The 11,112-nt window shown below is 67.6% G+C and carries 12 protein-coding genes and 1 pseudogene; 5 read left to right on the forward strand and 8 right to left on the reverse strand.

The window, feature by feature from the left end:
• Window positions 1–107: pseudogene (locus tag ACT4N3_RS11090) on the forward strand (IS5/IS1182 family transposase); the annotation flags it as partial.
• Window positions 108–181: 74 nt separating this feature from the next.
• Here the strand turns inward: ACT4N3_RS11090 and ACT4N3_RS11095 are convergent.
• From ACT4N3_RS11095 to ACT4N3_RS11115, 5 genes are all read right to left on the reverse strand, one after another.
• The gene (locus tag ACT4N3_RS11095; protein ID WP_444855284.1) at window positions 182–2,302 is read right to left on the reverse strand and encodes a sodium-translocating pyrophosphatase; all 2,121 of its coding nucleotides are present in this window, start codon (window positions 2,300–2,302) and stop codon (window positions 182–184) included.
• A gap of 92 nt (window positions 2,303–2,394) precedes the next feature.
• Entirely contained in the window at window positions 2,395–3,339 is a 945-nt protein-coding gene (thiL, locus tag ACT4N3_RS11100; protein WP_444855285.1) for a thiamine-phosphate kinase, read from the reverse strand.
• An 83-nt stretch (window positions 3,340–3,422) separates the two neighbouring features.
• Entirely contained in the window at window positions 3,423–3,878 is a 456-nt protein-coding gene (gene nusB, locus ACT4N3_RS11105) for a transcription antitermination factor NusB (protein ID WP_444855286.1), read from the reverse strand.
• A 14-nt stretch (window positions 3,879–3,892) separates the two neighbouring features.
• Window positions 3,893–4,792, reverse strand: coding sequence for an alpha/beta fold hydrolase (locus tag ACT4N3_RS11110; protein WP_444855287.1), 900 nt, complete (start codon window positions 4,790–4,792; stop codon window positions 3,893–3,895).
• Complete coding sequence (locus tag ACT4N3_RS11115) at window positions 4,789–5,688, reverse strand: pirin family protein (RefSeq protein ID WP_444855288.1); 900 nt, start codon at window positions 5,686–5,688, stop codon at window positions 4,789–4,791. The genes ACT4N3_RS11110 and ACT4N3_RS11115 overlap by 4 nt, the downstream gene beginning before the upstream one ends.
• A 110-nt stretch (window positions 5,689–5,798) precedes the next feature.
• Between ACT4N3_RS11115 and ACT4N3_RS11120 the strand changes: the two genes are divergently transcribed.
• Window positions 5,799–6,443 carry an FABP family protein gene (locus ACT4N3_RS11120; RefSeq protein ID WP_444855289.1) on the forward strand — a complete coding sequence of 215 codons (645 nt, stop codon included), beginning with the start codon at window positions 5,799–5,801 and terminating at the stop codon, window positions 6,441–6,443.
• A 2-nt stretch (window positions 6,444–6,445) separates the two neighbouring features.
• Here ACT4N3_RS11120 and ACT4N3_RS11125 read toward each other — a convergent pair whose 3' ends face one another.
• Complete coding sequence (locus tag ACT4N3_RS11125) at window positions 6,446–6,730, reverse strand: BolA family protein (protein WP_444855290.1); 285 nt, start codon at window positions 6,728–6,730, stop codon at window positions 6,446–6,448.
• 41 nt (window positions 6,731–6,771) lie between these two features.
• Between ACT4N3_RS11125 and ACT4N3_RS11130 the strand changes: the two genes are divergently transcribed.
• From ACT4N3_RS11130 to cobT, 3 genes are read left to right on the forward strand one after another with little or no spacing between them, the layout of a single operon-like run.
• The gene (locus ACT4N3_RS11130) at window positions 6,772–7,359 is read left to right on the forward strand and encodes a J domain-containing protein (protein WP_444855291.1); all 588 of its coding nucleotides are present in this window, start codon (window positions 6,772–6,774) and stop codon (window positions 7,357–7,359) included.
• Between the two features lie 14 nt (window positions 7,360–7,373).
• Window positions 7,374–8,378 carry a cobaltochelatase subunit CobS gene (cobS, locus tag ACT4N3_RS11135; protein ID WP_444855292.1) on the forward strand — a complete coding sequence of 335 codons (1,005 nt, stop codon included), beginning with the start codon at window positions 7,374–7,376 and terminating at the stop codon, window positions 8,376–8,378.
• Window positions 8,378–10,195, forward strand: a complete 1,818-nt coding sequence (gene cobT, locus ACT4N3_RS11140; protein ID WP_444855293.1) for a cobaltochelatase subunit CobT — start codon at window positions 8,378–8,380, stop codon at window positions 10,193–10,195. Before cobS ends, cobT begins: the two co-directional genes overlap by 1 nt.
• 78 nt (window positions 10,196–10,273) lie before the next feature.
• Here the strand turns inward: cobT and ACT4N3_RS11145 are convergent, their stop codons facing one another.
• Together ACT4N3_RS11145 and ACT4N3_RS11150 are read right to left on the reverse strand one after the other, a co-directional pair.
• Window positions 10,274–10,645 carry a glycine zipper 2TM domain-containing protein gene (locus ACT4N3_RS11145; RefSeq protein WP_444855294.1) on the reverse strand — a complete coding sequence of 124 codons (372 nt, stop codon included), beginning with the start codon at window positions 10,643–10,645 and terminating at the stop codon, window positions 10,274–10,276.
• Window positions 10,646–10,878: 233 nt separating this feature from the next.
• On the reverse strand, window positions 10,879–11,112 hold a 234-nt coding region (locus ACT4N3_RS11150), incomplete at its 5' end, for a large ribosomal subunit protein bL28 (RefSeq protein ID WP_444855295.1).

An 11,112-nucleotide genomic window follows, 5' to 3' on the forward strand; every position in this document is an offset into this window, starting at 1 on the left:
TCTGCCGCCTCAAGGACTGGCGAAGGGTCGCCATGCGCTTCGACCGCAACATCAAGACCTTCATGGCAACCATCGCCATCGCCGCCACCGTTATCTGGTGGCTCTAATGAGTCCGGACCCTAGTAAAGATCAAGAAAGGGCCTGCCGAACCGGGTTCGGCAGGCCCTCCATATCGAAACGCTCAAGCCGCGTGGGCGAGCGCCGCCAGCAGCAACAGGGCGACGATGTTGGTGATCTTGATCATCGGGTTCACCGCTGGGCCGGCGGTGTCCTTATAGGGATCGCCGACCGTGTCGCCGGTCACCGCGGCCTTGTGCGCCTCGGAGCCCTTGCCGCCATAATTGCCGTCCTCGATATACTTCTTGGCATTGTCCCAGGCGCCGCCGCCCGAGGTCATCGAGATGGCGACGAACAGGCCCGAGACGATCACGCCGAGCAGCAAGGCGCCCAATGCGGCGAAGCCCGCGCCCTGACCGGCCACCCAGGTGATGATGAAGTAGACCGCGATCGGCGCCAGCACCGGCAGCAGCGACGGCACGATCATCTCGCGGATCGCCGCCCGGGTGACGAGATCGACGGTGCGGCCGTAATTGGGCCGGCTGGTGCCTTCCATGATCCCCGGATTGTCGCGGAACTGGGCCCGGACGTCCTCGACCACCGCGCCGGCGGCGCGGCCGACGGCGGTCATGCCGAAGGCGCCGAACAGGTACGGCAAGAGGGCGCCGAGCAGCAGCCCGACGATGACATAGGGGTTGGACAGGCTGAAATCGACCGCCACGTTCGGGAAGAACAGAGCGAGGTCGGTCGTGTAAGCGCCGAACAGGACGAGCGCGGCGAGCGCGGCGGAGCCGATCGCATAGCCCTTGGTGACCGCCTTGGTCGTGTTGCCGACCGCATCCAGCGCGTCGGTGCGGGTGCGCACGTCCTCCGGCAGGCCGGCCATCTCGGCGATGCCGCCGGCATTGTCGGTGACCGGGCCGTAAGCGTCGAGCGCGACGACCATGCCGGCCAGCGCCAGCATCGAGGTCGCGCCGAAGGCGACGCCGATGACGCCGGCGATCTGGTAGCAGGCGATCACCGCGACGACGATGACGAGCGTCGGCAAAGCGGTGGATTCGAGGCTGATCGCCAGGCCCTGGATCACGTTGGTGCCGTGACCGGTCTCCGACGCGCGGGCGATGGTCCGCACCGGGCGGTAGTTGGTGCCGGTATAATATTCGGTGATCCAGACCAGAGCGCCGGTGAGGCCGAGGCCGATCAGCATGCACCAGAACAGCTTCATGCCGGTCAGCGTCACGGTCTCGCCGCTCGTGCCCGGTAAGGTGGCGAGCGTCGCGTTCATGTCGCCCAGGGTATATTGAGTGGCGAAGTAGATCGCGACTGCGCCGAGCACCGCCGAGGTCCAGAAGCCCTTGTAGAGCGCGCCCATGATCGACTGGCCGGAGCCGAGGCGGACCATATAGGTGCCGATGATCGAGGTGACGATGCAGACGCCGCCGACGAGCAGCGGCAGCGCCATCAGCTGGAGCAGCAGATCGGCCGCGACGCCGGTGACGAGCAAGGCGATCGAAACCATGGTGACGCCGATCGTAACGACATAGGTTTCGAACAGGTCGGCGGCCATGCCGGCGCAGTCGCCGACATTGTCGCCGACATTGTCGGCGATCGTCGCCGGGTTGCGGGGATCGTCCTCGGGGATGCCGGCCTCGACCTTGCCGACCAGGTCGGCGCCCACGTCCGCGGCCTTGGTGAAGATGCCGCCGCCCAAACGGGCGAAGATGGAAATGAGCGAGGCGCCGAACGCGAGGGCGACGAGGCCGTCGACGACGATGCGGCTGTTCGGCGCATGGGCGCCGGGGCCGATCAGATACCAGAAGAAGCCGGCGATCGCGAGCAGGCCCAGGCCGGCGACGAGCATGCCGGTGATGGCGCCGGAACGGAACGCCATGGTGAGCCCGCCCTGGAGCGAGGTGCGCGCGGCCTCGGCGGTGCGGACATTGGCCTTCACCGAGACGTTCATGCCGACGAAGCCGGTCACGCCCGAGAGCAAGGCCCCGATCAGGAAGCCGATCGCCGAGACCAGGCCGAGGAAGTAGAAGACGAGGCCGGCGACGATGATTCCGACGATCGCGATGGTGCGATACTGACGGGCGAGATAGGCGCGCGCGCCTTCCTGTACGGCGGCGGCGATGTCCTGCATCCGCTCGTTGCCGGCCGGCGCTTTGAGCACCTGCATGATGGTGATGAGGCCATAGAGCACGGCAAGCAGGCCGCAGCCGATGGCGATGAGCACAACGTTCATGATCTTCCCCTGAGAAGGAATGGGTTAGGCGCTCGTCGCCCCCGCGAGGCGCGCCGTTGTGGCGCGGCCTTTAGGGGGGATAAACGAGGGTTTCAACCGTGCTCGAAGCCGAGCCTCTCCGGCAGCGGGACGGGCATATCGCCATCGAGCAGGCGGAGGCCCGTGCCCGGCTCGCACTGGCCGATAGTCGATAAGGGCAAGCCAAGCTCGTCGGCCAGCGCTTCGATCGCGCTCGTCCGGTCAGGCGGGGCGGCGAACAAGAGCTCGTAATCGTCGCCGGCGCTTGCCGCCGCCAGTCGTGTCGCCCGATCGTCGCCGCCAAGGTCGAGCAAGGCGGTCGACAGCGGCAGCCAGTCGAGCCGGATCGCCGACCCGCAGCGGCTTGCCGCGGCAAGGCGCGCGGCGTCGATCAGCAGGCCATCCGACACGTCCATCATCGCGCTGACCAGGCCGGCGAGCCGCTGTCCGGCTTGGAGGCGGGGGCGTGGATTTCGATAACGTTCGATCAATGCGGCGGGCTCGTCCTTGCCCTCGCGCAGCAGCTTGAGCCCCGCGCCCGCATCGCCGATCGACCCGCTGACCCAGAGCCGGTCGCCGGGAACCGCGCCCGCCCGCGAAGGCACGATCGGCCCGGCGCGACCGAGGGCGGTGAGGCCGAGCACACGCGGGGCGCCGGCGGGCAATGCCACCGTGTCGCCGCCGAGGAGTGGCATGCCGAACGCCGCAAGCGCCGGTCCAAGTCCTTCGGCAAAGGCGCGATCCCATGACTCCTCCCCCAGCGAGAAGCCCAGCAGCGCCCCGATCGGCCGCGCGCCCTTGGCGGCGAGATCGGAAAGGTTCACCGCGACCAGCTTCCACGCGACATCGGCGGGGGGGTCGTCCGGGAGATAGTGGACGCCCTCGGCGATCATGTCGTGGGTCAGGACGAGCGTCTCTCCGCCTACCGTCAGCGCCGCCGCGTCGTCGAGAAGCCCGCGCGCTGCGGAATCCGTCGCCAGCGCGCGCAGCGAATCGATGAAGGCGGCTTCGGAACTCACCTGTCCTCCCCGTCGCGAAGCGATGGGGAGGCGCGTTTCACGCGGTCCCCCTCCCCACGAGCTTCGCTCGCAGGGAGGAAAGCTCATTTCCGCACCTCTTTCGCCAGCGCGTCGAGCAGGCCGTTGACGAAGCCGCTCTCGCGCGCGTCGAAGAAGGCCTTGGCGACATCGACATATTCGCTGATTACGCCGGCCGTCGGCACGTCGGGGCGCGCCGCGAGCTCATAGGCGCCGGCGCGCAGGATCGCCTTCATCGGCTTGTCGAGCCGGGCCAGCGTCCAGCCCGAGGCCAACTTCGCTTCGATTAGCCCGTCCAGCTCGTCGCGCCGCGCGAGGGCGCCTGCCACCACGTCATCGAAGAAATCGACCTCGGCATCGGCATATTGGTCGTCCCCGATCGTCGCGCCGAGGCGATGGTGGTGGAATTCATGCAGCAGCCGCGCGACCGGAGTCCCCTCCATCTCCTGCTGATAGAGCGCCTGCACCGCGGCGAGGCGGGCGGCTGAGCGGGAGACGGAGCGTTTGGGGGTGGTCGCCATGCGGGTGGCCATAGCTAGGTCGTCTCGCGCATGAAATCCCGGATCGCCGCGATCACCGGTTCAGGCTGCTCCCAGGGGATGAAATGACCGGCCTCGGGGACGGGCACGAGGCGCAGGTCGTCGATCAAATCGTGCAGGCCCTCGAGCTGGACCGGGAGCAGCGCCTTGTCCTTGAGACCCCAGACGACCAAAGTCGGCATGGCGAGGCGCGGGAAGGGCGCCGTCGTCCAGGCCGGCGCGGCCGCTTGCTCGCCCGGCGCGGGCACGACGATCCCGCTCGCCCGGTACCAGTTGAGCATCGCGGTCAGCGCGCCGGGCGCCGACCATTGGTCGAGATAGGCCTGCCGCTCCTCGGGCTCGATCAGCGCCAGATCGGCATGGCCGCCGAACGTCTTTTCGTAGAAGGTCTCGAACCCCATCCGCGCGATGCCCTCCTCCATCGCCGGATTGCGGAAGGCGGTGATATATTGCGAGGCGGCGCGTTGGGCCGGGTTGTCGATCAGGCTTTTCTGGAAGACGAGCGGGTGCGGCGCGTTGACGATAACGAGCCGCGCGATCCGGTCAGGCCGCTTGAGCGCCGCGAACCAGGCGACCGCGCCGCCCCAATCATGGCCGACCAGAGTGAAACGCTTCAAGCCCAAAGCATCGGCCAAAGCGATCAGGTCTTCGAGGATCCGGTCAGTTTCGTAGGCCGCGCTTCCTTCGGGCTTGTCGGAGTCGGCGAAGCCGCGCTGGTCCGGCGCGACGACGCGGAAATCCTCCGCCAGCGCCGGCGCGACCGCGCGCCAGGTGCGGTGTGATTCGGGAAAGCCGTGGAGCAGGACGATCGCCTCCGCGTCCTCCGGCCCGCCTTGCTGGACGTTGAGCGTGACGCCCGTGGAGAGCGGGATGCGGGAGGTGGTGAGCGCGGTCATGGATAGCTCACCGTCTTCACGATTTCGGGGAGGGGGATGAACTCGTCATGGTCGTCCGGCGGCAAGGCGAAGCGGCCGGCTTTCCAGTCCTCCTTGGCCTGGTTGATCCGGTCGCGGCGGGAGGAGACGAAGTTCCAAAAGACGTGGCGCGGCCCGTCTAGCGCCGCGCCGCCGCAGAGCATGACCCGGCCGCCGCGCTCCGAGCGCAAAGTGGCGCGGACGCCCGGGCGCAACACATAGAGCGTCGAAGGCTGGAGCGGCTCGCCGTCGAGCGAGGCGTCGCCGAGGGCGAGATAGAGGCCGCGCTCCTCGGCATCGGCGTCGATCGGGATCGCGCCGCCCGGATCGAGCACGATGTCGGCATAGATGGTCAGGCTGTGACAGGTGACCGGCGCGGTTGCGCCCCAGAGCGTTCCCATCACGACACGCGCTTGCGCGCCGCCGCCGTCGATCACCGGCAGATCGGCCTTGGCGACATGCTCGAAGGCCGGGTCCATCTCCTCCTTGTCGGAAGGCAGAGCGAGCCAGGTCTGGATGCCGCTGAGTTCCGGCCCCTCCGCGCGGACGGCGGCGGGCGATCGCTCACTATGGGTGATGCCCTTGCCGGCGGTCATCAGATTGACCGCGCCTGGCTCGATCGTCGCGAAGGTGCCCAATGAATCGCGATGGTTGATCGCGCCGGCGAAGAGATAGGTGACGGTGGCGAGATTGATATGCGGGTGCGGCCGGACGTCGATCCCGATCCCGGGCGCGAGGTGCGCCGGGCCCATCTGGTCGAAGAAGATGAACGGCCCGATCGTTGTCCGCTCGCGGTGCGGGAGCGTCCGATGCACCTTGAACCCCCCGAGATCGTGGGTGGTGGGGAGCAGAGTCTGGAGGAACAGGTTGTCGGCCATACCATCATCCTAGCCGCAACGGACAAGAATGGCACGCAAAGCGCGCTTCGAGGACTCGTCTCCGGTCGGCTATGGCCGTTCGTGCATTCGAATCGCAGCGGAAGAGAGCCATGGATATTCCGGACGACATTTTCACCGAACCGGAGGATGTCGACCCCGAAACCCTGGCCAATCTGGGACCGCTCTCCCGCCTCGCGGGGGTCTGGGAGGGGCGCCGCGGACGCGACGTCAACCCGAAGGCCGACGGGCCCGAGCATCGCGACTATCTCGAGCGGATCGAGATGCAGCCGATCGATCCGCAGGCGAACGGTCCACAGCTCTTCTACGGCCTGCGCTACCACGTCCACATCAACACGCCGGAGGAGGATATCACCTTCCACGACCAGGTCGGCTATTGGCTGTGGGAGAAGGAAACGGGTCTCGTGCTCCAGACCCTCGCTATTCCCCGTGGCCAGATCGCCATCGCAGCCGGGCATGCGGAACCGGATGCGAGGCGGCTCATCGTGGAGGCCAGGCGCGGGGAGACGGAATATGGCATCTGCTCGACCACCTTCCTCGACCATGCCTTCCGCACCGACTCCTATCGGCTCCAGGTCGATTTCCACGATGACGGTTCGTGGAGCTACATCTCGGACACGATTCTGATGGTGAAGGGCCGCGACGAGTCTTTTCTGCATCGCGACCGCAATAGGCTGATGAAGGTCGCCGAGGCCGATCTCAACCCCTGGGCCAGGATCGTGCGGGACCGGGGCTGAGTCTATTCCCCCGGCGCCCGCGCCCGGATGGCGAGCGCGTGAACGCGCCCCCGCATCAAATCGCCGAGCGCGGCGTTGATCGCGCGCTGGCGTTCGAGGCGGGTCATAGCGGCGAATGCGTCGGCTTCGATCTCGACGGTGAAGTGGCTTTCGCCGCTGCCGTCGTCGCCGGCATGGCCGTGATGCTTCGCGCTGTCGTTGATCACGGCGAGATGCGACGGAGCGAGCGCATCGCGCAGGCGTTTTTCGATCTCGGCGGCGACCGGGCCGGTGGAGCGGGCGTTCATTCGCCCTATATAGAGGGGTCGCACAACAAAGGGAGCAAGCGTTGGCGAGCGCGAGACGGACGCAGCGATTTCATGGCCGCGTCGAAGGCAAGAACGAAAGGTGCGCCCATCCGGGCTGCCGGGAGCCGGGCGAGTTTCGCGCGCCCGGCGCGCTGGGTCCCGGCTTCGACGGGCCGGGCGACTGGCGCTGGCTGTGCCTCGACCATGTTCGCGAGTTCAACGACCGCTACAACTGGTTCGAGGGGATGAGCGTCGACGAGATCAGCGCCGCCCAGAATCCCTATGGCGGCTGGGAGCGCGAGACGCGCGCCTTCGCGGCGAACGGCGCGGACCGGCCGCCCCGCTGGGCCGATTTCGCCGATCCGCTCGACGCGATCGGCGCGCGGTTCCAGGTGCGGCGGGTGCGGGAGCGCAAGGACGGCAGGCCGCTCAGCGACGGCGATCGCCGGGCGCTTAAGCTGTTGGGCCTGGAGGTCGACGCGGACCGCAGGCGGCTGCGCGTGCGCTACACCGAGCTGCTGCGCCGCTATCATCCGGACCATAATGGCGGCGACCGCTCCCACGAGAAAGCGTTGCGGGCGGTGATCGAGGCTTATACGGCGCTCAAGAGCCGGCCGGCCTTCGCGTGAACCAGAGACGAGACATGGCAGACATTCCCAACGTGAACCCGGACAGCCGCGCCGCGACCGTGATGGACGCGCCCGACCAGATGAGGAAGGTGCGCGAGCTGTTCGGGATCGATTCCGACATGGAGGTGCCGGCATTCTCCGAGGCGGACGAGCGGGTGCCGGACCTCGACCCGGCCTATGTCTTCGATCCGGACACCACGCTCGCGATCTGCGCCGGCTTCGGCAAGAACCGCCGCACGATGGTCCAGGGCTATCACGGCACCGGCAAATCGACCCATATCGAGCAGGTCGCCGCCCGCCTCAACTGGCCGATGATCCGGATCAACCTCGACGCCCATATCAGCCGCATCGACCTGATCGGCCGCGACGCGATCGTGCTGAGGGACGGCCAGCAGGTGACCGAGTTTCGCGAGGGGCTGCTCCCCTGGGCGCTGCAGACCCCCACTGCGCTCGTCTTCGACGAATATGACGCCGGGCGGCCCGACGTGATGTTCGTGATCCAGCGGGTGCTGGAGACCGAGGGCAAGCTGACCCTCTTGGACCAGAACAAGGTGATCCGGCCGCATCCCTATTTCCGGCTGTTCGCGACCACCAACACGGTCGGCCTCGGCGACACGACCGGCCTCTACCATGGCACCCAGCAGATCAATCAGGGCCAGATGGACCGCTGGAATATCGTCGTGACTCTCAATTATCTGCCGGCCGAGACCGAGGCGCGGATCGTCCTCGCCAAGTCCGGCGAATATGATCATGAGGGCGGCCGGGCCGAGGTCGAGAAGATGATCAAGGTCGCCGAGCTCTCCCGCCGCGGCTTCATCAACGGCGACATCTCGACCGTGATGAGCCCGCGCACCGTGATCAGCTGGGCGCAGAACAGCCTGATCTTCGACGATGTCGGCTTCGCCTTCCGTCTCACCTTCCTGAACAAATGCGACGAGGCGGAGCGGGCGACCGTCGCCGAATATTATCAGCGCGTGTTCGGCAAGGACCTTCCCGAGAGCGTCGTCGGCAAGGCCTGATGGCCGAGGAAAATCCGCTCGAATCCTTTCGTCAGGCGCTGGCCGGGGCGACGCGGGCGATCGCGGGGGACGCCGAGATCGAGCTGTCGCTGACCAGCGACGCACCCTCGGCGAGCGGCAAGAGCGTAAAGGCGCCGCTGCCGGGACGGACGCTGAGCGCGCGCGATGTCGCGGAGGCGCGGGGCTTCGCCGACGCGGCGGCGCTCAAGCTGCGTCATCACAACGCTGCGCTGCATGCGCGCAAGGCTCCGGCCGACGAGGTCGCCCGCGCCGTGTTCGACGCGGCGGAGCAGGCGCGCTGCGAGGCGCTGGGCGCGCGCGGCATGGCGGGGGTGCGCGACAATCTCGCGCGGCTGGCGGAGATGCGACTCAGGACCGACCCGCTGACCCGGGCGCGCAGCCGCGAGGAGGTGCCTTTGGCTTCGGCCATCGGGCTGATCGCGCGCCAGCGGCTGACCGGGGAGACGCCGCCCAAGGAGGCGCGCGCCGGCCTCGACATGATCGAGGACTGGATCGAGGAGAAAGCCGGCACGGACCTCGATGCGCTCGGCCTCGCGCTCGACGACCAGGCCGCCTACGCCGCGCTGGTCGGCAAGCTGCTGCGCGACCTCGAGCTGGTCGAGGGCGAGCCCGAGGCGCCGATGGAGCCCGAAACCGGCGAGGACGAAGGCGGCGACGACGCCAGCGAGGGCGATGACGAAGATCAGGGCTCCGAAGACGAGAGCGGCCGCGGCGACGCCGAAATCCGCGGCGAGGCGCAGGAGGGCGATGGCGAGCAGGACAGCGACTGGTCCGAAGAGGATATGTCCGAGGCCGGCGAGGGCAGCGGCGAGGAGGAGGAAGGCGCGGTCCCCTACCGCCCCAACCGGCCGCTCTCCGACCTCGCGCCGTCATTCGGCTACAAGATCTACACACCGCAATATGACGAGGTCGTCGAGGCCGGCGAGCTGTGCGACGAGGAGGAGCTGGGGCGGCTCAGGACCTATCTCGACCAGCAGCTCGTCCACCTGCAAGGCGCGGTCACCAAGCTCGCCAACCGGCTCCAGCGGCGGCTGATGGCGCAGCAGACGCGCTCCTGGGACTTCGACCAGGAGGAAGGGCTGCTCGACGCTGCGCGGCTGGCGCGGGTGATCGTCAACCCGGCCCATTCATTGTCCTACAAGGTCGAGACCGACACCGAGTTTCGCGACACGATCGTCACCCTGCTGATCGACAATTCAGGCTCGATGCGCGGCCGGCCGATCTCGATCGCGGCGATCAGCGCCGACATCCTCGCCCGGACGCTGGAGCGGGTCGGGGTGAAGGTCGAGATCCTGGGTTTCACCACGCGGGCCTGGAAGGGCGGCCAGAGCCGCGAGAAATGGCTCGCCGACGGACGCCCACCCCATCCCGGCCGGCTCAACGATTTGCGCCACATCCTCTACAAGCGCGCCGACCAGCCTTGGCGACATGCTCGGCGAAGCCTCGGCCTGATGATGCGCGAGGGGCTCTTGAAGGAGAATATCGACGGCGAGGCGCTCATGTGGGCCCACAACCGGCTGATCGGCCGGGTCGAGGAGCGCAAGATATTGATGGTGATCTCGGACGGCGCGCCGGTCGACGATTCCACCCTGTCGGTGAACTCCGGCACTTACCTTGAAAAGCACCTGCGACAGGTGATCGGCTGGATCGAGGCGCGCTCGCCGGTCGAATTGGTCGCGATCGGCATCGGCCACGACGTGACCCGCTATTACAGCCGCGCCGTCACCATCATGGACGCGGAGCAGCTCGGCGGGACGATGATCGAGCAGCTCGCCGGCCTGTTCGACCAGCCCTGAAACGTATCGAGGCCGGCCATTCCTTGCGGGATGACCGGCCCCGTCCCTCATTACGCCACAGGAGGGAGTGGTGAGCCGCTAGCGGCGGCAATCCTGGCGATCGATCGCGCGGCCGGCGAGCGCGCCGGCGCCGGCGCCGATGATCGTGCCCGCGGTCCGGTCGCGGCCGCCGTCGATGGCGCGGCCGAGCAGACCGCCGGCGATGGCGCCGAGGATCGTGCCGGTCGTGCCGTTGCAGCGGCGGCCGTAATGGTTGCGGTAGCGCCGGTCATAATGGCGGCGGTCGTAGCGGCTGGAGCGATCGTAGCGGCGGTCGTAGCGGTCGCCGCGATAGGTCTGCTGATAGCCATAGCCGTCATAATAGCCGCGGTCCTGCGCCTGCGCGGCGGCCGGCAGCGCGGTCAGCGCGGTTCCGGCGACGGCGGCGGAAAGGATGAGTTTCCTGAACATGGTATGCAACTCCTCTCGTCTGCGGATCGGCGCCGGATGACGCGCAACCCATTCGACATGCGGAGCTTTTCGCATGATTCGCTTGGCCCGGCGCTGAACATGATCGACAGCAACCGTTCAGGAAAATACTGAGAAACCTGAACGGAATGAGAGAGAAGCGCGCGTCAGCGCGGCCGGACCAAGCGTCGGCCGATCAATGGCGATGACGGTGGAATGCGATTCGCGGGCCGCGCTCAGGCGGCCGCGGCCTCGCTCTGCTTCTTGGCGATCTCGCGCTTCAGGCGGCGCGCCTTGAGGCTGAGCTTGTCGTCGGCCGTCTTGACCAGCCAATTGTCGAGCCCGCCGACATGCTCGACCGAGCGAAGGCCGTTCATCGAGACGCGCAGCTTCACGCCGCGCGCCAGCGCGTCGGAAATCAGGGTCACGTTCTGCAGGTTCGGCAGGAACGTCCGCTTGGTCTTGTTGTT

The sequence above is a fragment of the Sphingosinicella sp. genome (assembly GCF_052388015.1).
Classification (GTDB): Bacteria; Pseudomonadota; Alphaproteobacteria; order Sphingomonadales; family Sphingomonadaceae; genus Allosphingosinicella.